Raw genomic sequence first — 23,498 nt, 5'->3', positions numbered from 1 at the left:
ACAGAGGTCATGACAGCCCCCACCGGGCAGCCCACGACGCAAGCCCTGCCGGGGGCCACGGCTTCGGCCGACCCGCCTCGGCCGCGCGTGGCGATCGTCGTCCTCACCTACAACCGTCGGGAAGAACTCATCGCCAACCTGCGCGTCATGGCGCGCACGCAGGCGGATATCCCCATCGTGGTGGTCGACAACCATTCCACCGATGGCACGGCCGCGGCGCTGGCGCGGCACTTTCCCGGCATCCAGGTCCTGCGCACGGACCACAACATGGGCGCGGCGGCCCGCAACGTCGGCGTGCAGGCTTGCGCGACGCCCTATGTCGCCTTCTGCGACGACGATACCTGCTGGGCGCCCGGTGCGCTGGCGCGCGCCGCGGACATCCTGGACGCCCATCCTGGCCTCGCCATCGTCAGCGGCAAGGTACTCGTCGGCGCGGCGCAGCGGGTCGATCCGACTTGCGAGGAAATGGCGCGCAGTCCGCTGGGCCGCGTGGCCGACCGCTGGCCGGTCCTGCTCGGGTTCATGGCCGGCGCCTGCGTGGCGCGCCGGTCGGCCTTCCTGGATGCCGGCGGCTACGAACCCCGCTTCTTCCTGGGCGCGGAAGAAACGCTGCTGTGCCTGGACCTCGTCGCGGTCGGATGGCGGATCGCGTATGCCGACGAAGTGGCGACCCATCACTATCCCTCGGCCGCGCGCGACGCACGCCGGCGCGGCTGGCTGCTTGCCCGCAATGCCATCTGGGTGGCCTGGTTGCGCCTGCCGGTCGCCTGCGCCTGGCGCGAAACCGTCCAGCAACTGCGGTTGTCGGGCCAAACCGGCCTGCGCCTAGGAGTGCGCACCGTATGGGAGACCCTGCTGGGCATGCCCTGGGTGTTGCCGCGGAGGCGCGTCGTGCCGGACGCGGTCGCGGCCATGTGGCGCCGGCTCCACGGACCGGCCCCGAATGCAAGCACCAGCCTGCCCGCCGGCCCCAGCCTGCACGGAGATGGACGATGAGCGAACGCATACTGGTGACGGGCGGCGCGGGCTATATCGGCAGCCACATCCTGGTCGAACTGGCGAAGGCCGGGCACCGTCCCGTCGTCCTCGACAACCTCGCCACGGGAAATGCCGCCGCCGTGGCGCAAGCCGGCCTGCTCGCGGGCATGGAGATCCCGCTCTGGCGTGGCGACGTACGCTCGGCCGCCACCTTGCGCCGGATATTCGAGACCTGGCGGCGGGCCGGCGACCCCATCCGCCAGGTCATACACCTGGCCGGCATGAAATCCGTGCCGGAATCCATGGCGGCGCCGCTCCAGTATTACGACGTCAACCTGCATGGCAGCACGAACCTGGTGCGGGCGATGCTGGCCTACGACGCACGACACCTGGTCTTCAGTTCGTCCGCCACCGTCTATGGCGCGCCTGCCCGCTTGCCCATCCGCGAGACGGCGGCGCTGTCCCCCTGCACGCCCTACGGACACAGCAAGCGCGCCGTCGAGCAAATGCTGGCCGACGTCTGCAACGCGCGCGCGGATTTCCGCGCCACGGTGCTGCGCTATTTCAACCCCGTGGGCGCGCATCCGTCGGGACGGATAGGCGAAGCGCCCGCCGCCCCCTCGTCGAATCTCTTTCCCTGCATCGCGCAGGTCGCGACGGGCCTGCGCCCGCATCTCGTCGTCTTCGGCCGCGACTATCCGACCCGCGATGGCACGGCGGTGCGCGACTACCTGCACGTATCGGACCTTGCACTGGGCCACGTGAAGGCGCTGTGCGGGGACCGGCCCGGCGGCGGCTGGCGCGCGCTGAACCTGGGTACGGGCCAGGGCAGCACCGTCATGGAATTGCTGGACGCCTTCGAGCGGCAAGCCCATGCCCATATCCCCTACGTCACGGCGCAACGCCGCCCGGGCGACGTCGCCGAACTCTGGGCGGACGTCGCCCTGGCGGAACAGGAGCTGGGCTGGCGCGCCACCCGGAGCCTGGACCAGATGTGCCGCGATGGCTGGCGCTGGCAGGCCAGCCACCCGGATGGATACAAGGAGCCTCGCCGATGACACTGCAAGCCCCGACCACGCACCTGCGTTCGCCGCGCCGCCGCCTGCGCATACTCACCTGGCACGTGCACGGAAACTACCTTTACTCCCTGACGCGGATCCCGCACGACTTCGTCATTCCGTACAAGCCCGGCACGGTTCCGGGCTACTCGCCGCTGGGCCCCCGCATCCCCTGGGGCTCCAACATCACCGCATGCCCCGCCGAAGAGATTGCCGGGCAGGACGTCGACTGCGTCATCTACCAATCGCGGCAGGTGTATGAAGAAGATCGCCTGACCCTGTTGTCCCCGCTGCAGCGCGCGCTTCCCAGCATCTACCTGGAACACGATCCGCCGCAGCCGCATCCGACCAATACCACGCACGGTTTCCGGCATGAGCGGGGCGTACTGGTCCACGTCACGCACTACAACGACCTGGCCTGGGATGCCGCGGGTATGCCCACCCGCGTCATCGAGCACGGCGTGCCGGTGCAAGCGGGACTGGTCCACACCGGAGAGCAGGCGCGCGGCATTACGGTGATCAACGGCCTCGCGCAACGCGGGCGGCGCATGGGCGCGGATCTCTTCCAGTGGACGCGCGAGCAGGTTCCGCTGGACCTGATCGGCATGCAATCGGAGGCGCTGGGCGGGCTGGGCGAGCTGCCCAACCTGGAAGTCGCGCGCCGGGTGGCGAGCTATCGCTTCTTCTACACGCCCATCCGCTACACCAGCCTGGGCCTGGCGCTGGTCGAAGCGATGTTGATAGGCGTGCCGGTGGTGGGCGTGGCGGCCACGGAACTGCCCACCGTCATCGTCAACGGCGTGAACGGCTTTGTCCACACCGACCGCCGGTTGCTGGTCGACTGCATGCGCCAGTTGCTCGAAGAGCCGGCCCTGGCGCGGCAATGGGGCGAGGCCGGGCGCAGGACCGCCCTGGAACGCTTCGGCATGCCGCGTTTCATCGACGACTGGAACCGGGTGCTGGACGAAGTGACGGGATGATGCGCGCCATCGGCTGGAAGCGCGAGATGGTACAGGCGTACCGCGGGCTTGCACGACTCGCGGGACCTGCGGCGCCCGCAGGCCCCGCGGCGTCTAAAGGACCCGCCCGTACCACCATAGCGACAACAGCGCCGCGCACGCCGCCAGCAAGGCCCCAAGGGCGGCGAACAGGCTGGAGATTTCCACCAGTTCCGTCCTGTCGAAAGCCAGCCGCGCGCTGAGCGACTGGTAGACGCGCTTCAGGCCCTCGGCATCCTGCGCGCGGAAGTACTCGGCGCCGGTCATGTCCGCCACCTGTTTCAGCGCCTGCTCTTCCAGCCGCACGCGCGCCGACCAGCCCTCGACGGAAATCACCACGCCTTCGGGGCTGCCGATGCCGACGGTATAGACCCGCACGCCGTGGTCGGCGGCGACCCGCGCGGCATCCACGGTTTCGGGGCCGGTGTTGTTGTCGCCGTCCGTAAGCAGCACGATGGCCACGGAGCGATTCGATCCCGGTCCGGCCGATTTGTCGCTCGTGCCGCCGCCGGCCCGCGCGGCATCGCTGGCGAAACCGCCGCGCTCGCTGCCGACCGCCGCGTTGCCGCCGCCGCGCCGGCCCGGCGCGCCTCCGTCCATGCGGGGGCCGGCCTGCGGCTTCGCGCCGCGAGACTTGGCGGCATTGTCGGCCGATGCCTGCATGAAGGCGTCGACGTCGATTTCCCCCTTGGGCAGCAAGGTGGCCAAGGCAATGATGAGGCCATTTCCCAGCGCCGTCCCGCGCTGCGGTTGCAGGCGATCCAGCGCGGCGATCACATCGTCCTTCCTGCGCGTGGGACGTTGCGCGACGGACGCGGTGCCCGCCACGGAAACCAGGCCCACGCTCACGCCCACCGGCTGTTCAGCCAGGAACTGCTTGGCGGCCTCGCGCGCGGCATGCATGCGGTCGGGCTTGATATCCTGCGCTCGCATGCTGCCCGACGTGTCCATGGCAAGGATGACGGTCTGGATGCGCGACGGCAGCGTCATCGTGGCCTGCGGACGCGCGACCGCGAAGAGGAAAGCCGTCAACGCCAGCAGCATCAGCACCGGCGGCGCATGGCGGCGCCAACCCGACGCGCCCTGCAAGACCAGCCCCGCGACGTTCAGCGCCGATTGGCGCGCGGCCGCGCGCCGCCGCCTGCGGCGCTCGTGCAGCACGAACAGCAAGGCCGCGAGGGGAACGAGCGCCAGCAGCCACAACATCCTGGGCCACAGGAAATTGATCGTAGGGAGGTGGTTGAGCATAGCCTGCATGACGGCACCGTTGGTTTCATCTCCGTTTGCGGCGGCGGGCGAATTCCAGCAAGGCCTGGTCCAGCCGCTGCGCCGTGGTCAACGACAGGCAGTCGACGCCGCAACGCGAAAAAGCCTCTTTCAGCGCGGTCTCGCGCGCGTCGGCGGCGGCGCTGAAGCGGGCGCGGAAGCCGGCATCGTGCGTATCGACAAGCAGCTGGTCGCCGGTCTCCGCGTCCTCCAGCATCACCAGGCCGACATCCGGCCATGCCGTTTCCAGCGGGTCCGTCAGCCGCACCGCGATCACCTCGTGATGGCGGCTCAACATGCCCAGCGGCGCCTCCCAGCCCGGTTCGCTGATGAAGTCCGACACCACGAACAGCAGGGACCGGCGCTTGAGCACGCCGCGCGCGTGGTCCAGCAGCTCCCGCAGGCGCGTCTCGCCGCGTGGCGCGGCCGCCGTCGCGCGCAAGCGGTCCAGCACGTGCAACAGGTGCCGCCGGCCGGATCGCGCAGGCAGCACGGCAGGCCGCGTGCCCGCGCCGCCGCTGTACAGCATGGCGCCCACGCGGTTGCCATGGCCGGTCAGCAGCCGCCCCATGACGCCCGTGAAATCGGTGGACAGGGCGCGCTTGCGCACGTCGCCGGACCCGAAGTCCACGGAACCGCTGAGGTCCAGCAGGAACCAGGCGGCGATCTCCCGGTCTTCCTGGAATTCGCGCACGTGCGGCGCCTGCAAGCGCGCGGTGACGTTCCAGTCCATGTAGCGCACGTCGTCGCCCGGAAGGTATTCGCGCAGGTCGGCGAAGTCCAGGCCCGCGCCACGGAACAGGGTGCGATAGTCGCCTTGCAGCAGGCCGTCCAGACGGCGGACGACGGTCCATTCCAGCTTGCGCAGCAAGGCGTCCGCCGGCCCCGCCGCCGGCGCGACGGGGCCCCCGGCGCCCGCGGGCGCCCCGCGCCGCTCAGCCCGCCGCCACCCGAACATGGCTTTCCAATGGGCGCTCGGGCGCCGGCAAGGCCTGCAGGATGCGGCCGATAAGCTGGTCCGGGCTGGCGCCGTCGGACAAGGCCTCGTACGACAGCACCAGCCGATGCCGCAGCACGTCGGGCACCAGGTCGACCACATCCTCCGGCAAGGCGTAATCGCGGCCGCGCAAGTACGCCAGGGCTCGCGCGCCCTCGATCAACGCGATGCTGGCGCGCGGGCTCGCGCCGAAGGTGACGTAGCGCTGCATGTCCGCCAGCCCGCAACTGGCGGGCGCCCGCGTGGCGGCCACCACGCGGACGGCGTACTGGATGAGCTGGGGATCCACGTACACGCGCCGGCATTCGTCCTGCAGCAAGACCAGCTGTTCCGGTATGGCGACAGGACTCACGTCGATGCGTGGTCCCGTCACGCGATTGACGATGACCACTTCCTCCTCTTCGCTGGGATAGCCGACCAGCACCTTCATCATGAAGCGGTCGATCTGCGCCTCGGGCAAGGGATAGGTGCCCTCGGTCTCGATGGGGTTCTGCGTGGCCATCACCAGGAAGGGCGTGGGCACGGCATGGGTTTCCCCGGCGATCGTCACCTGGCGCTCCTGCATGACCTCCAGCAAGGCGCTCTGCACCTTGGCCGGCGCGCGGTTGATTTCGTCGGCCAGCAGCAGATTGGCGAAGACCGGCCCCAGCACCGTGGAGAATTCGCCCGTGCGCTGGTTGTACATGCGGGTGCCCACCAGGTCCGCCGGCAACAGGTCCGGCGTGAACTGGATGCGCTTGAACGATCCGCGCATGGTCCTGGCCAGCGTGTTCACCGTCAAGGTCTTGGCCAGGCCGGGCACGCCTTCCACCAGCAGGTGGCCGCGCGCCAGGATGGCGACCAGCACCCGCTCCAGGAAATGATCCTGCCCGACGACGATGCGCTTCACCTCGTACAGCAGGCGTTCCATCAGGTTGGCGCTGTCCACGGCGCCCATGACTGGTTGGTTCATAGTCCTCCGCCCTCAGAAAGGTGAAATTCCCACGGCGCTGCCCGCGCTTTCTATGGTCGTGGCAAAGCCGATGCCGACAAAAGTCTTGGCGTTGGTGGGGTTGAGTATCGCGGTCACGATGCCCACCACTTCGCCATTCATGTTCACCAGGGGGCCGCCCGAATTGCCGGGATTGGCCGCCGCGTCGAACTGGATCAGGTGATCGAGGTCCTGGTGGTTTTCCTCCGACACGAATTCGCGGTCCAGGCCGGACACCACGCCGGCCGATACCGAAGGGCCGATGCCGAAGGGAAAACCGACCGCCACCACCTCGTCGCCCGGCGCCAGGTCGCGGCTGGACCCCAGCGTCGCCGCCGGCAGGTCGTCCGGCAGCGACGCCGCCTTGATGACGGCGAGATCCTTTTCAGGTTGCGCGCCTATCACCGTGGCGTCGGATTCCTGTCCATCATAGAACCGGACCTTGAGCCGGGCGGCGCCGGCGATGACGTGATAATTGGTAAGGATGACCCCTTGTTCGGTGATAACGACACCCGAACCTATGTTGACGCGCTCGTCGTCCTCATCGTTTCCCTTTTTGGCCTGATCCTTGGGCTGTTCCCTGGCCGGGTCCTTGGCCGGGTCTTTGGCCGGGTCTTTGGCCTGATCCTTGGCCTTATCCTGGTCCGCCCGTCGCGGATCGGCCTTGGGCGGGTCGGCGCTGCCTGGCGGCGGCGTGCCGGCATCCGGCTTGCCGGGGCTTGCCTTGCCCTGCCCGTCCGGCCCCGGCGGCTTGCCGCTGCCGGGCGGAGCGGTCGGCTTTTCGCCGGGCCTCTCGCCCGGCTTCTCGGCGGAATTTCCGGCCGGCTTCTCGGCGGGCTTCGGGTAACCGATGATTTCGACAACGGATGCGCGCACGGCCTCGGCGGCGCGTGCCGGCCGCGAAGGCAGGCGCTTGGTCTGCAGAGTGTGGAGCACGGCGGAATCGATATCGTCCTGCGTCAGCGTGCGCAAGCGCGGCTGCATCAGCCAGGCAGTTCCCAGGCCTGCAACGAAAACCAGCGCGATTGCCGCCGCCGACCATCCGTAACGCGCAACTCGTTTCATGGTTGCCACCGGAGTTCCGTCCCGTCGTGGATCTAAAGTACCATCGTCCTACCGACCCGCCAAGGAGAACGACATGCGGTTTCTCTGGCCGGAGTTACTCTGGCTGCTGCTCGCACTTCCCCTGCTGGCAGCGGCATATCTTTATGTCATGACGCGGCGCAAGCGCGCGGTCGTGGTTTACCCCAACCTGACGCTTGCGCGCACCGCGATGGGGCCTGCGCAAAAACTGCGCCGGCATATCCCCCCGCTGCTTTGCTGGCTGGCGCTGGCCATGGCCTTGCTGGCATTGGCGCGGCCCAGCGCGACCGTCACGCTGCCCGCCGATACCTTGACGCTCGTGCTGGCGATGGACGTTTCACGCAGCATGGAGGCCGGCGACGTGGCGCCCACGCGCCTCAGCGCGGCGCAGGAAGCGGCGCGCCATTTCGTCGAGGGTTTGCCGTCCAGCGTGCGCCTGGGCATCGTTTCCTTCGCGGCGTCGGCCACCGTGGTGCAGCCGCCGACGGAAGATCACCAGGACATGATCGAAGCCATCGACCGGTTCGAACTGCAGACGGGCACCGCCACGGGCAGCGGACTCATCGTCGCGCTGTCGACCCTGCTCCCCGATGAGCGGGCGAATCTCGAAGCCCTGCTGCTTAACGACCAGTTCTCCAGCTTCGGGGGGATACCGGCGCCGCTGGGCAAGAACAGCGAAGTGGAAGCGGCGCGAAAGCGGGAAGAGGAAAGGCCTCCCGTCGAACCCGGGTCGTACCGGAACGGCGCCATCATCCTGCTTACGGACGGCCGCCGCACGACTGGCCCCGATCCCATAGGCATCGCGCGCATGGCCGCCCGTCGGGGCGTGCGCGTCTATACCGTCGGCTTTGGCACGCCGCAAGGCGGGATGGTGGGCGGCGACGGCTGGTCGTATTTCATGCAGCTGGACGAACCCACGCTGCGAACGATCGCCAAGCTGACGGGCGGCGAATATTTCCTGGCGGGATCGTCGGGCGACCTGAGCAAGGTCTACAGCAATCTAACGACCCGTTTCTCGCTGGAACGCCGTGATACCGAAATCAGCGCGCTGCTCGCCGCCACGGCGGCCTTCCTGCTATTGCTTGCCTGCCTGCTGTCGATCCGCTGGTTCAGGCGCTGAGCGTCGGCGGCGCATCCCTGCGCAGGGATTGCGGCGGCACGCCGAAGCCGCGCAGGAATACCTCCCGCATGTGGCGGCGGTCGCGGAATCCGGTCTCGCGCGCGATGACCTCCATCGGATGGCGGCTGCGCTCTATCATCAGGCGCGCCGCTTCCAGCCTCAACCCCTCGATCGCCTTGGCCGGCGACAGCCCGATTTCCTCGGTGAAGATGCGGCTGAACTGCCGCGGACTCAGGTGGACCTGCTCCGCCAGCACCTCCACGGTCAGGGGTTGGGCCAGGTTCTTGCGCGCATAGTTCAACGCGGTCTGGATGCGGTCCGACTTCGGCGCGAGGTCCAGCATCTCGGAATGTTGCGACTGGCCGCCCGAGCGATGCTGGTGCATGACCAGCTTGTGCGCCACGCGGCGCGCGATGTCCGGCCCCAGGTCTTTTTCCACCATGGCCAGCGCCAGGTCCAGGCCCGCCGTCATGCCCGCCGACGTCCATAGCGAGCCATCGACGATGTAGATGCGGTCGCCTTCCACCTGGATGTCCGGGTGACGGGCCTGCAGCGCGTCCGCGTAGAGCCAATGGGTGGTGGCCCGGCGGCCCGCCAGCAGGCCCGCTTCCGCCAGGGTATAGGCGCCCGTGCATATGGCGGCCATCCGGCGCGACGCCTGCGCGGCCTGCCGCACGAATGCCCGTTCCCGGGGCAGGGACGGCTGCTCGATCGGGTTGAGCACCCCGCCCAGTATCCAGGTGTCCGCATACGTGGAAGGCGTCACCTTGACGGTCATCACCGGCACCCCGGACGAGGCGCGCACGCTGCCGCCCGGCAGGGAGTAATGGGCGATTTCGTAGAAATCGTCGCCGGCGGCCAGGTTCGCGAATTCGAAGACCGATAGGGTCGCCAGCGACATCAACTGGAAACCGTCCTTCAGCAGATAGCCGATCCTGTGCATGTCCGTATCGATTCCGCTCGCGTCCTAAAACACGACCATATACGTCATTTGAGAAATGAGCAAGCCTGCCTAAGATGGCTTCGTTCCCCACTCAAGGATGCATCATGAACATGACCGGTAACACAATATTCATCACCGGCGGCACGTCCGGCATCGGGCGCGCCCTGGCCGAGGCCCTGCACACGCTGGGCAACACCGTCATCATCGGCGGGCGCCGCAAGGCCTTGCTGGATGAAATCACCGCGGCCCATCCCGGCATCGGCGCCGTCGAAATGGATGTGTCGGACCTTGCCAGCATCGACGCCGCGGCCGCCACGCTGATGGAGCGCTATCCGTCGCTGAATGTGCTGGTCAACAATGCCGGCATCATGCCTTTCGACGACGCCGGCGGGAAAATCGACGACGCCGTCTCGCGCCGGATCCTGGACACGAACCTGCTGGGGCCCATCCGCCTGACGTCGGCGCTGGTGGAGCATCTCAAGCGGCAGCCGCGCGCGACGATCATCCACAATACCTCGATGCTGGCCTACGTACCGCTGGCCGCCACCGCCGTGTACTCGGCGTCCAAGGCCGCGCTGCACTCCTATGCCATGTCGCAGCGTTTCATGCTGCGCGACACCAGCGTGCGCGTCCAGGAGATCGCGCCGCCCTGGGTCGATACCGACCTGATCCGGAAAAGCGGCGACCCGCGCGCCATGCCGCTGGACGCCTTCATCGAACAGACCCTGGCCAGGCTGGGCAGCGACGCCGAGGAAATCATCGTCGACGCGGTCAAGCCCTTCCGCGCCAACCCCGGCCCCGACGAGCACGCGCTGGTCAACCAGTTCAACGCGGCCGTGGTCGCGGATCCGATTCCGGTCTGAAGCGGTCGGACGGCCGGGCGGTTGGACGCCCGACCGGCACGTCGCGGCTAGGCGCCGGCGGCCTGGACGCCGTTGCGCAGGTCCAGCACCACGCGCGACGGGACCTTGCCGTGTTCCAGGCGGTCCAGCACCGAGTTGATGTCGGATAGGGGAGCCAGTTCGATGTCGGCCTTGACCGAACCCTCGTCGGCGAAGGACAGCGCTTCCACCATGTCCTGCCGGGTGCCGACCAGCGAGCCACGGATGGTGATGCGGTTGAGCACGACGTCGAACAAGGGCGTGGGGAAGTCTCCGGGCGGCAGGCCGACCAGGACGCAGGTGCCCAGCTTGCGGGTCATGGCGATGCCCTGGTGGAAGGCCGGGATGGACGGCGCGGTGATCAGCACGCCATGCGCGCCGCCGCCGATTTCCTTTTTCAACGCGGCCGCGGGATCGCCGTTCTTCGCATTGAAGACCAGGTCGGCGCCCAATTTCTTCGCGTGTTCGAGCTTGCCGTCGTCGACGTCGATGGCCGCCACGTGCAGGCCCATGGCCTTGGCGTATTGCACGGCCAGGTGGCCCAACCCGCCGATGCCCGAAATGGCGATCCACTCGCCCGGCCGCGCTTCCGTTTCCTTGACGCCCTTGTAGGTGGTGATGCCCGCGCACACGATGGGCGCGGCCTGGAGCGGATCGATGCGGTCCGGGATCCGCGCGACATAGTCGGCGGCGGCGAGTATGTATTCGGCAAACCCCCCGTTGCGCGTATAGCCGCCGTATTCGGCGCTGTCGCATTGCGTTTCCCACCCCTTGCGGCAGAACTCGCAATGGCCGCAGGCGGAATACAGCCAGGGGACGCCGACCCGGTCGCCTTCCTTGACTGTCGTCACGCCCTCGCCCACCGCGATAACGCGGCCGATGCCTTCATGGCCGGGGACGAAGGGTGCGTGAGGCTTGACGGGCCAGTCGCCCTTGGCGGCGTGCAGGTCCGTATGGCAGACGCCGCAGGCTTCGGTTTTCACCAGGATCTCGCCACGGCGTGGGGCGGGAATCGGCAATTCGCGTAGAACCAGCGGTTGGCCCAACTTCTCGACAACCGCTGCAATCATGGTGCTAGGCATGGCATACCTCCGGGAAAGTAAGCATTCGACCGCGAACCAACAGACCTGTGAACCAGCGAACAAGAATACGCAATGTTAGGTGAAGGGTGTTGATAAAAGTCATAACTCATTGCCCAACCTGTACCGATCAGGTTATAAATGATAACTATTCCTATTCAATTCCGAGGACCGCGTGACCAGCGGTTGACCGATGCCGACCGCCAACCTCCCGGCGCAGCAGGATCTGCATACGCTGTACAGCAACCATCACGGTTGGCTACTCGGCTGGCTGCGCAAGAAACTCGGCAATAGCTTCGACGCCGCCGATGTGGCGCAGGACACCTTCGTAAGCGTCATGACGGCGAAGGCGGCACCGGCCATTCGAGAGCCCCGTCCTTTTCTCGCGACCGTGGCGCGCCGCCTGGTGGCGCACCGCCACCGCCGCCACCTGCTCGAATCCAGCTACCTGGAAATGCTGGCGACATTGCCGGAAGCGCTGGCGCCCTCGCCGGAAAACAGGCTGCTGGCGCTGGAGGCCCTGCAACAGGTGGACCAGGTGCTCGACGGCCTGCCGCCCAAGGTGAAGGAAGCCTTCCTGCTGGCTCACCTCGAAGACCTCAGCTACGCCGACATCGCGGCGCGCCTGGGCGTGTCCGCCAGCTCCGTCAAGCAGTACCTGACTCGAGCCAATCGGCAATGCCTGTTCGCCCTGGCGTTCTAGTGCCGATGCACAGCCGTCCGCCCAGAGATCAGCCCTGCCCCATGCCGATACCCAGCCCCGCCGCGCAGCCCCCGTCGCCGCCCGCGTCCGCCGACCACCGCATGTCGACGCGAGGAAGCACGACGGGCACGGCCGCCGGCGCGCCGCCCATGGCCTGCGGGCAGCCCATCAGCGAGGCCACCGCCGACGCCGCGGCCGAATGGCTGACGCTCATGATGTCGGGCGCGGCCACCGACGGCGACCGGCAGCGCTGGCAGGAATGGCGCGCCGCCGACCCCGAGCACGAACTCGCCTGGCGCCACATCGAAGCGGTGACCCAAAGGCTGTCGGCCATGCAGCCGCGCGCGGCCTACCGGACGCTGTCTCCCTATGCGGGGCCTGCCGCTCGGGGACGCCGCAAAGCCGTGCGCCTGCTGCTGTGGGGGACCGCGTTCGGCACGTCCGCCCTGCTGGCCTCGCGCACGCAAGCCTGGCGGCAGGCGGCGGCCGACTACAGCACCGGCGTCGGCCAGCAGCACGCGGTGGCGCTGAGCGACGGCACCCGCATCCTGCTCAATACCGGCAGCGCCATCGACGTGAAATTCGATGGGCAGCGCCGCCTGCTGCGGCTGGTCGCGGGTGAAGCCATGATCATCACCGGCCACGCGCTGGTCGACGGCCAGCCGGATCCGCGGCCTTTCATCGTGCAAACGGAGGAAGGCCGTATCCGGGCCTTGGGCACGCGCTTCATGGTGCGCCAGGACGACGGCTACAGCGCGGTGGCCGTGCTGGAAAGCGCGGTCGAGATCGTGCCCGTCGAGGATGCCGCCGGGCTCCGCCTGCTGCGCGCCGGCGAGCGCGCCACTTTTACCCGCTACGCCGTCGAGGGCGCCGCGGCCTTATCCGACCGCGACCTGGCCTGGCCGCGCGGTCAGATCGTCGCCGAGGATCAAAGGCTGGCCGACTTCCTCGCCGAGCTGGCCCGCTACCGGACCGGGTTCCTGCGCTGCGACCCCGCTGCGGCCGACCTGCGCGTATCCGGCGTTTTCCCGCTGGCGGACACCGACCGCATCCTCGATATGGTGACCAGGGTGCTGCCGGTGCGCATCCGGCGACTCACGCGCTACTGGGTCACGCTCGAACTTGCCGCCTGATCGCGGCGGGGCAGCACGAAAGGCCGCGGCAAGGGTGGCGGAGAAAGCCGACATGGCAACCCACCGCCGTTACAACTTTCTTTCGAAAAACAGCCCCGGCGACTGCCCGATCCGCCTTCTGGCGGCACCTCTCCCATAAGGACTTCGTTTCAACCGCCATCCTGTGGGGTATCCATGCCTATCGTCGGCCGTCGCCGCGCGCGTTTCACCAACCAGAACCGTAGCCAGCACTCCCATCCCGTCCCGCCGCGCCTGGCTGCGTCCCAGCCCCGCGCCGTCGCTTGCGTCACCGCGGCCGCCTGCGGCCTGGCCTTATATGCGGGCCTGCCCGCGCCAGCCCAGGCCCAGGCGGGCGTGACAACGGCGCAGGCGGCCGCCCAGGTCTACGACATTCCCGCCGGTTCGCTGGCGCCGGCACTGCGCAAGCTCGCCAGCTCGGCCAACGTGCTGCTGACCTTCACGGAAGACCAGACCAGCGGCAAACGCACCCCCGGCATCGAGGGCCGCTATACGCCGGACGCCGCGCTGGCGTCCCTGCTGGCCGGCACCGGCCTGGAGGCCGTGCGCCAGGACAACGGCGGCTACCTGCTGCGTCCGGCGCGCATCGCCGCCGCCACGCTGCCCGACGTGAGCGTCACGGGCAAGGCCATCTCCGACGGGACGACGGAGGGCACCGGTTCCTACGCTGCCACCACCGCGACCGTGGGCAAGATACCCGTGCCGATCAAGGAAATCCCCGCGTCGGTATCGGTCCTGACGCGCGAGCGCATGGACGACCAGAACATTGCCACCATCCAGCAAGGCTTGCGCTACGTGACCGGCGTCGGCTCCGTGGACTACGGCGACGGCACGGGGTACTTCCGCGCGCGCGGCAACCAGATGGGCATCGAATTCGATGGCGTATCCGTCATGAACGGCCTGCAGTACCAGCAGCAGTTCGACATGGCCATGTACGACCGCGTCGAAGTGCTGCGCGGCCCGGCCGGGGTCACCGACGACGCGCTGGGGCAACCCGGCGGCACGGTCAACCTGGTGCGCAAGCGCCCGCAGGATGAATTCCATTTCTCCAGCGAAACGCAGACCACCACCTTCGGCGGCGCGCGCCAGGTATTCGATGTGGGCGGCCCGCTGAACCAGGAAGGCACGCTGCGCGGCCGCGTGGTGCTGGCGGGCAACAACTGGGGGCAGTCGATCGACACCACGCGCAACAGGAACGGCATGGGTTATGTCGCGCTGGACTACGACTTCTCGCCGCGCACGATCCTGTCCTTCTCGGCCGGCTACCAGGTCACGAAGATCACCGGCCAGGACTACGGCGCGGGCGGCGTCATCAACGATGCCCGCACGGCGCTGGTCGGCCGGGTGCCCGGGTCCTACCACGACAACTACAGTCCCGACTGGAACCACTCCTACGAAGCGATCAAGGAGGCCAACGCCAACCTGACGCATCGCTTCGACAACGGCTGGACCTGGGATTCGACCGCGTTCTACCGCGAAGCCGACCTCAGCTCCAAGTACGCCTACTCCGGCCCCGCCGCGACGGCCGACGGGCTCGCGTATTTCGGCGACCAGCGCCAGCTCTCCGCCCTGGACTGGGCCGGCTTCGACACGCACGCCTCCGGACCGGTCCAGGCCTTCGGCCAGACGCATATCCTCACCGTGGGCGCCAACTACGCCCAGGCGAACGACCGCAATAAATCCGGCTACGTCTCCGTGCCCGGGCCATACCCGGGCGGCTTGTTCAGCCTCTACGACCCCAACCAGGTCCCCGAAGTCAGCGTCCCCTTCAAGAATGACGCCAAGGACCGCCTCGAACAGTACAGCTTCTACGCGCAAGGCCGCGTCAAGGTCGCCGATCCCCTCACCCTGGTGCTGGGCGCGCGCGAGGCCTTCCTGAAGGAACGCACCAAGAACATGATGGCGGACCAGCCCAGCTGGGACACCATCGCCGACGTGAACCACCGTTTCCTGCCATCGGCGGGCATCGTCTGGGACATCGCGCCGTCGACCACCGCTTACGCGAACTTCTCGCGCTTCATGACGGCGCAGACGGACACGACCTACACCGGCGCCCTGTTGCCGCCGCGCACCGGCGAACAATATGAAGTCGGCGTGAAGAATTCATTCCTGGACGACCGCCTGAACACCACCGTGGCCCTGTTCCGCATCAACGACAATAACCGCGCGGTCGCCGACCCCGACCATGCCACCGGCAGCATCCCGGGCGGCAAGGCGCGCAACCAGGGCGTGGAGCTGGAGCTCAACGGCCAGCCGACGCCGAACTGGAACGTCTACGCAGGGTATACCTACCTGAACGTCAAGTTCGACAACGACCAGGCCAACCTGACCGACGGCACCGACCCCAAGCACCTCTTCAAGCTGTGGACCAAGTACAAGTTCACCGACGGCCCGCTGCAAGACGTCAGCGTGGGCGGCGGCATGCTGGCGCAGACCGCCATCACGCGCGGGGTGACGCAAGGCGGGTACGCCATCTTCAACGCGACGCTGGGATATCAGGTCAACAAGAACGTGGACGTGTCGATTGCCTTGAACAACATATTCGACCGCGACTACTACATTCGGCCACCCGGCCGCTTCTACAGCGTGTATGGCGACGGCCGCAACGCGATGCTGACGCTGCGGTATCACATGTAAGGCAGCGGGCGTTCAAACGCCGGCCCAGCGCAGGGCCGTCTCGGCCTGCGCCACCGCGGCGCGCAATTGATCCGCCAGCATGGGGATGCGCCGCGTCGTCACGCGCTGGCTCATGGCCGCCACGCTCAGGGCCGCGACCGGCTGGCCGGCGGCATTGCGCAAGGGCAGGCCTACGGCGCTCACCCCCAGGTTCAGGCGGTTCCGTATCACCGCCATCCGCGCCTCGCGCGCCTGGGCGCAAGCCGCGGCGAGATCCTCCACGGTCAGGTTGCGATAGCGGTCCAGCGAAGGCGCGATGCGCTCGATGATGTGGGCCTGCTCCTCCAGCGGCACGGCCGACAGGATCGCCAGGCCGCCCGCGCCTATTCCCAGCGGCCTGCGGCTGCCCACGTCCAGCACCAGCGTCTTGATCGGGAAGCTGCCCTCGTGGCAGTGCATGCACACCGCATCGAAGCCGCTGCGCACGACCAGGTAGATCGTGTCCTCGGTCTGCTTCGCCAGGGCCGCCATGGCCGGCTCGCAAAGGTCCCGTATGTCGTACATCATCGAACTGGCCACGCCCAGCTCGAACGCCAGCGGACCCAGCCGGTAGCGGCGCGTCTCGCCGTCATGGTCCGCCAGCCTCTCCTGCACCAGTTGTCGCAGCACGCGGTGCGCCGATGGATGCGGCAAGGCGGCCCGCGCGGCGATCTCGGTCAACGCCAGCCCCCGCATTCCCGCGCTGGCCAGGATCTTGAGCAGCAAGACCCCGCGCTTGAGGGAGCCTCCCTCCACAGTCATGTCCATTTATCGGAATTCCCCCTGTTCGGATCCGGCCGATTAGAAAACAATCGCAGCCAGGCGTCCAGGCTGGGAGCGGCTTGTAGTCCGGCCTACCGGGCACGACAGGCAGCACAACAGGCGGTCCAGCCCGCCGGGCAGTGACGTTCACTATACGGACAGATTCATGACGACAAATTCCAGCGCCGCCCTCCTGGCGGGCAAGATCGCCCTGGTCACGGGCGGCAGCAGCGGCATCGGCGCCGCCACGGCGAAAACATTCGCCGCCCAGGGCGCGACGGTCGCGATCGGCTACCACCAGGGCGCCGACCGCGCGCAAGCCTTGCTGGCGGAACTGCCCGGCGCCGGCCACCTGGCGCTGCGCCTGCCGCTCGCCGACGATGACGCCCATGCGAGCGCCGCCCAGGTCCTGCAATCCACCTACGGCCGGGTGCCCGTGGCGGTCTTCAGCAAGGCGGCGGCGGCGAGGATGCTGTCGGCCACGTCTTGCGGCGACGTCACGCGGCCCAGCGGAATGTGCCACGATCCACGCCTCGATCGACGCCACCCATGACCCCGACCTGCGCAGCTGGGTGGCATCCGCCAACGCGCCGGGCTGCGACTTCCCCATCCAGAACCTGCCCTACACCCGGTTCTCGCCCGACGGCGACGAGATCACGCTGACCGGCTATTGCAGCGCGGCCGGACGCGTGCGCATCGGCTTCGGCGAGTGCCGGGGCCGCATCTCCGCCGCCAACGCCGCCCCCGAAGAAAAGGCGCCGCCCAGCGGACGCTGACGACAAGGAGACAACCATGGCCGGCACCGCCACGCCTGCGCTTACCCACCCTGCGCTCACTTACCTCAGCGGCTTCGGCAATCGCTTCGAAACGGAAGCGATTGCCGGCGCGCTACCCGTGGGCCGCAATTCCCCGCAGCGCGCACCGCACGGCCTGTACACGGAACTGCTGTCCGGGTCGGCATTCACCACGCCGCGCGACCACAACCTGCGCACGTGGATGTATCGCATCCGTCCTTCCGCCATGCACCGGCGCTTCGACGAAATCTCCGCCGGCGCCTGGCAGACCGCGCCCTTCACCGACGCGGTCTGGAACGGTTTCACCGCGCATTTCGATGGCGGTACGCCACCGTCCGCATAATCCGCGAATACCGGGACAAGAAAAAAGCAAAAACCCAGATGGCAAGCACCAGGAGGAGAGAACACATGGACATCCATCGCCGACACCTGCTACGCGCCGGGTTCGCCCTGGCGGCGGCGACCGGCCTGGCGCCCGCGCCCGCGCGCCCTACGACCCGGTCAAGGACTTCACCCTTCCTGTCCACCGTCTCCACGTTCCCTTTCGTGATCGCGGTGCGCGACCGCCATCCCGCCCGGACGCTGCGGGACCTAATAGTGTCGCCAGGCGGCGCTTGCCCGCCGACTGAATCCTGTCGCTTTCCAACCGGCGGGGCCCGCGAATCTCGACTCGCGGGCCCTTTTTTTCATCTTTTTTTCTTCGTCATGGAAGTGTCACACGGTATCCCGACAATTCACGGCCACTTATAACCAACCGATACAGAACAACGAAGCGCATGAAACGTCTCGCCTTTTCGCCACTGGCCCTGGCCATCGCCGCCGCACTTCCCGCCCTTGCTCCGTCCACCGTCGTTTTCGCCGCCGGGGGCAGCTTCGACATCGCGACGGGCACGACCAGCACCACGGCCCAGACACTGGCCACCGGCGACACCGGCACCGTGGAACAGGGCGGTACGCTGAAAACCTCCGGCATTTCCGTCTCGATCAACGGTAACGCCACGGTCAGCAACTACGGCACCATCGTGTCCACCGGCAAGCGGGCCATACGGGACAACACCGGCAGCCTGACGCTGACGGTCACCAACGCCGCGGGCGCCCTCATCCAGGCCACGACCGACGACGCCTTCCAGATGAACGTCGGCAACAGCAACGTCACGCTGACCAACGCGGGCACCATCATCTCCGGCAACAGCACGACCAAGGGCGGCCAGGCCATCGACTGGAACGCCATCACTACCGGCGCGAACGTGCTGCGCAACCTGTCCACCGGCGTCATCCAGGCCTATGACGCCGACGCCGTGCGGCCGGGGGTCAACGGCGCGGTCTATAACGACGGCCTGATCCAATCCATATACACCGCGGACGCCAACGATGGCGTGGATGCCCAGAACAATACCGGCGTGACCATCGTCAACGCCAGCAATGGCGGCGCCACGACGGCGGGCACCGGCCGCATCATCGGCTCACGCCACGGCATCACCGGCGGCGCGGCCGACGACAGCACGCCCTTCGTCATCACCGTGACCAACAACCTGGGCGGCACCATCGAAGGCCAGGCGGGTTCCGGCATCAACATCGACGGCGTCACCTCCGTCGCCACGATTACCAACTACGGCACGATCATCGGCAACAACAGCACGGGCGACGGCGATGGGGTGGACGTGGACGGCATCGTCCATATCGTCAATACCGGCACCATCATCGGCAAGCAGTCCTACAACGACGTCAGCGAAGGCGTGACGGTCGGCGGAGGAACCATCATCAACAGCGGACTGATCGAGGGCGACAACGTCGGCGGCGGCCTCGGCCGCGGCATCACGCTGGCCGGCATCGACCACATCGACAACGACGACGGCACCACGACGACCTTTCCCGCCCAGGGCATCTACGCGGACAGCGTGATCACCAACAGCGGCACCATCCGCGGCCAGACGGACTCGGCCATCGTCATCACCGGCGGCGCCACCACCCACACGGTCACCATCAACAACCTGGCCGGCGGCCTGATCGAAGGCGGCGGCGCGACGGCGGCGGCCATCGACACCGGGGTGACCAACACCAGCATCGTCAACTACGGCACCATCAAGGCCGACAGCAGCGGCCTGGCCATCAACTTCGGCAGCAGCAACAGCAGCCTGCGTATCCTGGGCGGCAGTGCGCGAATCATCGGCGATATCGACGGCGGCACGGGTACCAGCACCGTCGCCATCGCCCCGGGCGCCGGCAACGCATTCACCTATGACTACGCGTTGCGCAACCTTGCCAGCGTGGAAATCGGCGCCGGCACCACTACGCTGACCGGCGCCAGCACCTACACTGGCCCCACCAGCGTCGACACGGGCGGCGCCCTGGTGGTGAACGGCTCGGTCGCCAGCGCGGTCAACGTCGGCAGCGGCGCCACGCTGGCCGGCACAGGGACGGTAGGCAGCACCACGCTGGCCAGCGGGTCGACGCTGTCGCCGGGCGCCATGAGCGCAGCCGGCGTGAGCAGCATCGGCACGTTGACCGTCAATGGCGACCTGACGTTCGCGCAGGGATCGACCTACGCCGTGCAGGCCGATCCCGCCAGCACCGCCAGCGACCTGGTCCACGTCACCGGCCTGACCACGCTGGCCGGGTCGGTGGTCCACATCGGCACCGACGGCAGCTATGCGCCCTTCCGCAGCTACACCATCCTGACCTCGGACGGCGGCCTGAGCGGCACCTTCGGTTCAGTGCAGTCCAACTACGCCTTCCTCACGCCGACGTTGGCCTATACGGCCAACAACGTCGACATGACGCTAGAGCGCAACGACACGTCCTTCGAAGCCCTGGGCATGACGCGCAACCAGCGCGCCGTGGCCCGCTCGCTGGACGGCCTGCCGCTATCGAACTCGCTGTACCAGCAAGTCGTCACGCTGTCCGGCGGCGACGCGGCCAAGGCCTTCAACCTGCTGTCGGGCGAAGCCCATGCCAGCAACGTCACGGCCCTGCAGACGGTCTCCACCACGGCCGTCAGCCTGCCGCTGTCGCACTTGCGCGCCAACATGGACGCCGGCATGCTGCCCGGGCGGCCGACCGCGGACCTGGGCAAGGGCGATGCGTCTTCCCTGCCGACCTCGGGCGCCTATCCGGTCTGGGTGCAGGTCTTCGGCAACTGGAACAAGGTAGGCGGCAGCGATGGGATCGCCAAGACGTCCGGCACCGACGGCGGGGTCTATATCGGGGCGGACCGCGATGTCGGCGGCGGCCTGCGCCTGGGCGGAGCGCTGGGCTACACCGGCAGCCACCTCAGCACGCGCGATGTCGATTCCAAGGCCGACGTCGACAGCTACACCGCCACCCTGTACGGCGGCAAGGCCTATGCCGCCGGTCCCGGCCAGATCCGCCTGAGCGGCGGCGCGGCCTACACCTGGCATGACTTGAGCACCAAGCGCGGCGTGAACGCCGGCACGATCAACCAGACGCTGACGGCCGACTACAGCGGCAGCACCTCCCAGCTCTTCGCCGAACTGGGCTACAAGCTGCCCATCGCCGACCGCGCCAGCGTCGAGCCTTTCGTCGGCGCGGTCTGGAGCGACATGCGCCTGCGCGGCTTCTCGGAGTCGGGCGGCAGCGCGGCGCTGGACGGCGAGAGCGAGCGCAACCAGACCACCACCACCACCCTGGGCCTGCACGCCAGCACCGACTTCAACGCCGGCGAAATGGCGGGCACGCTGCGCGCCACGGTGGGCTGGCGCCATGCCTTCGGCGACGTGCAGCCGCGCACGACGCTGGCCCTGCAGGGCAGCGACACGTCGTATTCCGTGGCGGGCGCCCCCATCGCGCGCAACGCGATGGCACTGGAACTGGGCGCGGAAGTCGCGGTCACGCGCAGCACCAAGGTCAGCCTGACCTACGCCGGCCAGTACGGCAGCGGCAATTACCAGAACACGGGCCTGGTCAACGTCAGCTATCGCTTCTGAGGCTTGTCGACCGGCAGTCAGGACTGCCGGGGCCCTCTTGCGCACCGCGCGGAGCGGGCGGCGACCGGTCACTGCGCAAGCAGGCGCTGGATCGCCGCTTCGGTCTCTTCGTAGCGTCCCTCGCCGAAATGGGTGTAGGCGATACGGCCCTGCTTGTCGATGAGATAGAAGGCGGGCCAGTAGAGGTTGCTGTAGGCCTTCCATGTGGCGTAGCGATTGTCCTGGGCGACGGGATAGGTGATGCCGAAGCGTTCGATGGCCTGTTTCACGTTGGTCTCCAGGCGTTCGAAGGGGAACTCCGGCGTGTGCACCCCGACCACGGTCAAGCCCTGGTCCTTGTATTTCTCGTGCCAGCGCTTGACGTAGGGAATGGTGTGGATGCAGTTGATGCAGGTGTAGGTCCAGAAATCGACCAGCACGACCTTGCCGCGCAATTGCGCCATCGTCAAGGGTGCGCTGTTCAGCCATTTCTCGATGCCGGTGAACTCGGGCGCCGGGTCGTTGGGCATGGCGGCGGCGTGGCCGACAGATGTGAGGAAAACGGTGGCCAGCGCCAGTTTCTTCAAGGTCTTGAGCATGGTGGGCTCCTGTGCGATCGCTGTAAAGGGTCGGTGATCCCGGCGCGCCGCCCCGGGGGGCCGGCGCGGTGCCGGATGACGCCATTTCAACGGGGCCAGGTATCCGGCCTGTGCCCGAAATGGGCCTTTTTTTCGAGTTTGTGTATCGGGCGCCGGGGCCGATACATTGCGGTACACAAGCCTTGCGGGCGGTGGCTATAAAGCGGCTACGGATTGCTTTCTCTCCCCGACACAAGACCCGCAAGGAGCTCACCCATGGCTGCCCAGACTCTCCCCGCTTTCCGCCGCCACGACACCCGGCTCGCCCATGCGGCGCCCGCCGCGCCGCTCTCCGCCGGGGAGCCGGCGCGGCGACGCGCCGGCCCGAGCGACGTGGACGCCTGGACGCTGCCTTTCGACCTGGCGTCCGGGACGGGAGCCCCGCCGCCGCGAATACTCCGCGATGACACCCAGGAGGTGTGGTCATGAGGCGCCTGCTCGCGGTGCTCGCCCTGCTGCTCGGCGGCCTGGCGACCGAGGCGGCCAGGCCGCTGCAGTGCGACCTGGTCCCCAGTACGCAGGCGCGGCGGCGCGAGGCGCCCGGCAGGCGGTCCGGACCATAAGGCGGCGTCCCCATCCTCCCGCTCCGCATATCGCGGCCCGCTCCGGATACATAGGCGTACAAAAGCCGCTTTCCCCTGCCCACCGCCTGCCGTACATTTGCGTCGGACAGGCGGTCGGCGCATGGCTCGGCCGGCCGGACCCCGCAAGCAGTCAAGAAAAGACCAACGCCAAGGCATACACGAAAGGACCCCGCGCATGGAGCACACCGACCACATCCTCATCGTCGACGACGACCGCGAGATCCGCGAGCTCGCCGGCAATTTCCTGCGCAAGAACGGCATGGACGCGACGTTCGCCGCCGACGGCCGGCAGATGTGGGCGCAACTGGAACGGGGGACCTTCGACATGATCGTGCTGGACATCATGATGCCGGGCGACGACGGCCTGGTGCTGTGCCGGGAGCTGCGCAGCGGCAAGCATCGCCGCATCCCCATCCTGCTGCTGACCGCCCGCGCCGACGACATGGACCGGGTGCTGGGCCTGGAAATGGGCGCCGACGACTACCTGACCAAGCCTTTCGTGGCGCGCGAACTGCTGGCCCGCATCAAGGCGGTACTGCGCCGCACCCGCATGCTGCCGCCCAATTTCCAGGTCACGGAGCCGGGCCGCCATCTGCGCTTCGGCGACTGGCGCCTGGATACGACGGCCCGCCATCTGCTGGACAAGGACGACACCATCGTATCGCTCAGCGGCGCCGAGTATCGCCTGCTGCGGGTCTTCCTCGACCACCCGCAGCGCGTGCTGACCCGCGACCAGCTGCTCAATCTCACCCACGGCCGCGAGGCGGATCTTTTCGGCCGCTCCATCGACCTGCTGGTCAGCCGCGTGCGCCAGCGGCTGCGCGAGGATGCGCGCGATCCCGCCCTCATCAAGACCGTGCGCAGCGAGGGCTATGTCTTCGCGTCGGCGGTGGAAGTCCTGGAGGCGTAGCGCCG

21 protein-coding genes and 1 pseudogene are annotated in these 23,498 nt (G+C 68.0%); 14 read left to right on the top strand and 8 right to left on the bottom strand.

Annotation, left to right across the window (positions count from 1 at the left end; translation table 11 throughout):
- The first annotated feature begins 9 nt into the window (after positions 1-9).
- From C7R54_RS20825 to C7R54_RS20815, 3 genes are read left to right on the top strand one after another with little or no spacing between them, the layout of a single operon-like run.
- Complete coding sequence (locus C7R54_RS20825; RefSeq protein ID WP_129152334.1) at positions 10-996, top strand: glycosyltransferase family 2 protein; 987 nt, start codon at positions 10-12, stop codon at positions 994-996.
- Positions 993-2,036 (top strand): UDP-glucose 4-epimerase GalE, encoded by a 1,044-nt coding sequence (gene galE / locus C7R54_RS20820; protein WP_129152333.1) that lies wholly within the window; start codon positions 993-995, stop codon positions 2,034-2,036. Before C7R54_RS20825 ends, galE begins: the two co-directional genes overlap by 4 nt.
- Complete coding sequence (locus tag C7R54_RS20815; RefSeq protein WP_192903713.1) at positions 2,033-3,016, top strand: glycosyltransferase; 984 nt, start codon at positions 2,033-2,035, stop codon at positions 3,014-3,016. The genes galE and C7R54_RS20815 overlap by 4 nt, the downstream gene beginning before the upstream one ends.
- A 93-nt stretch (positions 3,017-3,109) precedes the next feature.
- Here C7R54_RS20815 and C7R54_RS20810 read toward each other — a convergent pair whose 3' ends face one another.
- The 4 genes from C7R54_RS20810 to C7R54_RS20795 are packed head-to-tail and all read right to left on the bottom strand — an operon-like array spanning position 3,110 to position 7,332.
- A complete protein-coding gene (locus tag C7R54_RS20810) occupies positions 3,110-4,291 on the bottom strand; it encodes a VWA domain-containing protein (protein ID WP_129152332.1) in 1,182 nt (393 codons plus the stop codon).
- A gap of 16 nt (positions 4,292-4,307) precedes the next feature.
- On the bottom strand, positions 4,308-5,258 hold the full coding sequence (locus C7R54_RS20805) for a DUF58 domain-containing protein (RefSeq protein ID WP_129152331.1): 951 nt from the start codon (positions 5,256-5,258) through the stop codon (positions 4,308-4,310).
- Positions 5,236-6,249, bottom strand: coding sequence for an AAA family ATPase (locus C7R54_RS20800; protein WP_129152330.1), 1,014 nt, complete (start codon positions 6,247-6,249; stop codon positions 5,236-5,238). Before C7R54_RS20800 ends, C7R54_RS20805 begins: the two co-directional genes overlap by 23 nt.
- 12 nt (positions 6,250-6,261) lie before the next feature.
- Positions 6,262-7,332, bottom strand: coding sequence for a S1C family serine protease (locus tag C7R54_RS20795; RefSeq protein ID WP_129152329.1), 1,071 nt, complete (start codon positions 7,330-7,332; stop codon positions 6,262-6,264).
- Between the two features lie 73 nt (positions 7,333-7,405).
- Between C7R54_RS20795 and C7R54_RS20790 the strand changes: the two genes are divergently transcribed.
- Entirely contained in the window at positions 7,406-8,470 is a 1,065-nt protein-coding gene (locus C7R54_RS20790) for a VWA domain-containing protein (RefSeq protein WP_129152328.1), read from the top strand.
- Here C7R54_RS20790 and C7R54_RS20785 read toward each other — a convergent pair.
- Positions 8,460-9,413 (bottom strand): GlxA family transcriptional regulator, encoded by a 954-nt coding sequence (locus C7R54_RS20785; protein ID WP_129152327.1) that lies wholly within the window; start codon positions 9,411-9,413, stop codon positions 8,460-8,462. The two genes, C7R54_RS20790 and C7R54_RS20785, sit on opposite strands and share 11 nt — an antisense overlap.
- Before the next feature lie 104 nt (positions 9,414-9,517).
- Between C7R54_RS20785 and C7R54_RS20780 the strand changes: the two genes are divergently transcribed.
- The gene (locus tag C7R54_RS20780) at positions 9,518-10,276 is read left to right on the top strand and encodes an SDR family oxidoreductase (protein WP_129152326.1); all 759 of its coding nucleotides are present in this window, start codon (positions 9,518-9,520) and stop codon (positions 10,274-10,276) included.
- Positions 10,277-10,323: 47 nt separating this feature from the next.
- Here the strand turns inward: C7R54_RS20780 and adhP are convergent, their stop codons facing one another.
- On the bottom strand, positions 10,324-11,376 hold the full coding sequence (adhP, locus tag C7R54_RS20775; protein WP_129152325.1) for an alcohol dehydrogenase AdhP: 1,053 nt from the start codon (positions 11,374-11,376) through the stop codon (positions 10,324-10,326).
- A gap of 190 nt (positions 11,377-11,566) precedes the next feature.
- Here adhP and C7R54_RS20770 point away from each other — a divergent pair, with 190 nt between their 5' ends.
- From C7R54_RS20770 to C7R54_RS20760, 3 genes are all read left to right on the top strand, one after another.
- A complete protein-coding gene (locus C7R54_RS20770) occupies positions 11,567-12,076 on the top strand; it encodes a sigma-70 family RNA polymerase sigma factor (RefSeq protein WP_129152324.1) in 510 nt (169 codons plus the stop codon).
- 41 nt (positions 12,077-12,117) lie between these two features.
- A complete protein-coding gene (locus C7R54_RS20765; RefSeq protein WP_240039632.1) occupies positions 12,118-13,209 on the top strand; it encodes a FecR domain-containing protein in 1,092 nt (363 codons plus the stop codon).
- 174 nt (positions 13,210-13,383) lie between these two features.
- Entirely contained in the window at positions 13,384-15,864 is a 2,481-nt protein-coding gene (locus tag C7R54_RS20760) for a TonB-dependent siderophore receptor (protein ID WP_129152323.1), read from the top strand.
- Between the two features lie 12 nt (positions 15,865-15,876).
- Here C7R54_RS20760 and C7R54_RS20755 read toward each other — a convergent pair whose 3' ends face one another.
- Positions 15,877-16,650, bottom strand: a complete 774-nt coding sequence (locus C7R54_RS20755; RefSeq protein ID WP_129152322.1) for an IclR family transcriptional regulator — start codon at positions 16,648-16,650, stop codon at positions 15,877-15,879.
- 160 nt (positions 16,651-16,810) lie between these two features.
- On the opposite strand from C7R54_RS20755, the gene C7R54_RS20750 reads away from it, so the two are divergent.
- The 4 genes and pseudogenes from C7R54_RS20750 to C7R54_RS20735 all read left to right on the top strand — a co-directional run bounded on the left by C7R54_RS20750 (position 16,811) and on the right by C7R54_RS20735 (position 21,382).
- Positions 16,811-17,197: an SDR family NAD(P)-dependent oxidoreductase gene (locus C7R54_RS20750; RefSeq protein ID WP_129152321.1), complete on the top strand. Its 387-nt coding sequence runs from the start codon at positions 16,811-16,813 to the stop codon at positions 17,195-17,197.
- A gap of 19 nt (positions 17,198-17,216) precedes the next feature.
- On the top strand, positions 17,217-17,420 hold the full coding sequence (locus tag C7R54_RS28995; protein ID WP_192903719.1) for a hypothetical protein: 204 nt from the start codon (positions 17,217-17,219) through the stop codon (positions 17,418-17,420).
- A gap of 16 nt (positions 17,421-17,436) precedes the next feature.
- Positions 17,437-17,703 (top strand): annotated as a pseudogene (locus C7R54_RS20745) (homogentisate 1,2-dioxygenase); the annotation flags it as partial.
- Positions 17,704-18,214: 511 nt separating this feature from the next.
- Complete coding sequence (locus C7R54_RS20735; protein ID WP_129152319.1) at positions 18,215-21,382, top strand: autotransporter outer membrane beta-barrel domain-containing protein; 3,168 nt, start codon at positions 18,215-18,217, stop codon at positions 21,380-21,382.
- A 68-nt stretch (positions 21,383-21,450) separates the two neighbouring features.
- Here the strand turns inward: C7R54_RS20735 and C7R54_RS20730 are convergent, their stop codons facing one another.
- On the bottom strand, positions 21,451-21,960 hold the full coding sequence (locus tag C7R54_RS20730) for a thioredoxin family protein (RefSeq protein WP_129152318.1): 510 nt from the start codon (positions 21,958-21,960) through the stop codon (positions 21,451-21,453).
- A 464-nt stretch (positions 21,961-22,424) separates the two neighbouring features.
- Here C7R54_RS20730 and C7R54_RS28990 point away from each other — a divergent pair, with 464 nt between their 5' ends.
- Both C7R54_RS28990 and C7R54_RS20725 read left to right on the top strand, forming a co-directional pair.
- A complete protein-coding gene (locus tag C7R54_RS28990; RefSeq protein ID WP_192903712.1) occupies positions 22,425-22,562 on the top strand; it encodes a hypothetical protein in 138 nt (45 codons plus the stop codon).
- Positions 22,563-22,758: 196 nt separating this feature from the next.
- Positions 22,759-23,493, top strand: coding sequence for a response regulator (locus tag C7R54_RS20725; protein WP_129152317.1), 735 nt, complete (start codon positions 22,759-22,761; stop codon positions 23,491-23,493).
- Positions 23,494-23,498: the final 5 nt, after the last annotated feature.

Origin of the sequence: Achromobacter aloeverae (assembly GCF_004121055.1) — a bacterium.
Classification (GTDB): domain Bacteria; phylum Pseudomonadota; class Gammaproteobacteria; order Burkholderiales; family Burkholderiaceae_B; genus Bordetella_C; species Bordetella_C aloeverae.
Note: the sequence above shows the minus strand (reverse complement) of the source record. Positions and strands in the feature narration are given on the sequence as shown.

What these genes read in the sequence shown, in the direction of transcription:
- C7R54_RS20770 (WP_129152324.1), top strand. Translation starts at nt 11,567, where the DNA reads ATGCCGACCGCCAACCTCCCGGCGCAGCAGGATCTGCATACGCTGTAC.
- C7R54_RS20730 (WP_129152318.1), bottom strand. Translation starts at nt 21,960, where the DNA reads ATGCTCAAGACCTTGAAGAAACTGGCGCTGGCCACCGTTTTCCTCACA.
- adhP (WP_129152325.1), bottom strand. Translation starts at nt 11,376, where the DNA reads ATGCCTAGCACCATGATTGCAGCGGTTGTCGAGAAGTTGGGCCAACCG.
- C7R54_RS20780 (WP_129152326.1), top strand. Translation starts at nt 9,518, where the DNA reads ATGAACATGACCGGTAACACAATATTCATCACCGGCGGCACGTCCGGC.
- galE (WP_129152333.1), top strand. Translation starts at nt 993, where the DNA reads ATGAGCGAACGCATACTGGTGACGGGCGGCGCGGGCTATATCGGCAGC.
- C7R54_RS20760 (WP_129152323.1), top strand. Translation starts at nt 13,384, where the DNA reads ATGCCTATCGTCGGCCGTCGCCGCGCGCGTTTCACCAACCAGAACCGT.
- C7R54_RS28990 (WP_192903712.1), top strand. Translation starts at nt 22,425, where the DNA reads ATGAGGCGCCTGCTCGCGGTGCTCGCCCTGCTGCTCGGCGGCCTGGCG.
- C7R54_RS20810 (WP_129152332.1), bottom strand. Translation starts at nt 4,291, where the DNA reads ATGCAGGCTATGCTCAACCACCTCCCTACGATCAATTTCCTGTGGCCC.
- C7R54_RS20825 (WP_129152334.1), top strand. Translation starts at nt 10, where the DNA reads ATGACAGCCCCCACCGGGCAGCCCACGACGCAAGCCCTGCCGGGGGCC.
- C7R54_RS20815 (WP_192903713.1), top strand. Translation starts at nt 2,033, where the DNA reads ATGACACTGCAAGCCCCGACCACGCACCTGCGTTCGCCGCGCCGCCGC.
- C7R54_RS20800 (WP_129152330.1), bottom strand. Translation starts at nt 6,249, where the DNA reads ATGAACCAACCAGTCATGGGCGCCGTGGACAGCGCCAACCTGATGGAA.
- C7R54_RS20785 (WP_129152327.1), bottom strand. Translation starts at nt 9,413, where the DNA reads ATGCACAGGATCGGCTATCTGCTGAAGGACGGTTTCCAGTTGATGTCG.
- C7R54_RS20735 (WP_129152319.1), top strand. Translation starts at nt 18,215, where the DNA reads ATGAAACGTCTCGCCTTTTCGCCACTGGCCCTGGCCATCGCCGCCGCA.
- C7R54_RS20765 (WP_240039632.1), top strand. Translation starts at nt 12,118, where the DNA reads ATGCCGATACCCAGCCCCGCCGCGCAGCCCCCGTCGCCGCCCGCGTCC.
- C7R54_RS20750 (WP_129152321.1), top strand. Translation starts at nt 16,811, where the DNA reads ATGACGACAAATTCCAGCGCCGCCCTCCTGGCGGGCAAGATCGCCCTG.
- C7R54_RS20805 (WP_129152331.1), bottom strand. Translation starts at nt 5,258, where the DNA reads ATGTTCGGGTGGCGGCGGGCTGAGCGGCGCGGGGCGCCCGCGGGCGCC.
- C7R54_RS20790 (WP_129152328.1), top strand. Translation starts at nt 7,406, where the DNA reads ATGCGGTTTCTCTGGCCGGAGTTACTCTGGCTGCTGCTCGCACTTCCC.
- C7R54_RS20755 (WP_129152322.1), bottom strand. Translation starts at nt 16,650, where the DNA reads ATGGACATGACTGTGGAGGGAGGCTCCCTCAAGCGCGGGGTCTTGCTG.
- C7R54_RS20725 (WP_129152317.1), top strand. Translation starts at nt 22,759, where the DNA reads ATGGAGCACACCGACCACATCCTCATCGTCGACGACGACCGCGAGATC.
- C7R54_RS20795 (WP_129152329.1), bottom strand. Translation starts at nt 7,332, where the DNA reads ATGAAACGAGTTGCGCGTTACGGATGGTCGGCGGCGGCAATCGCGCTG.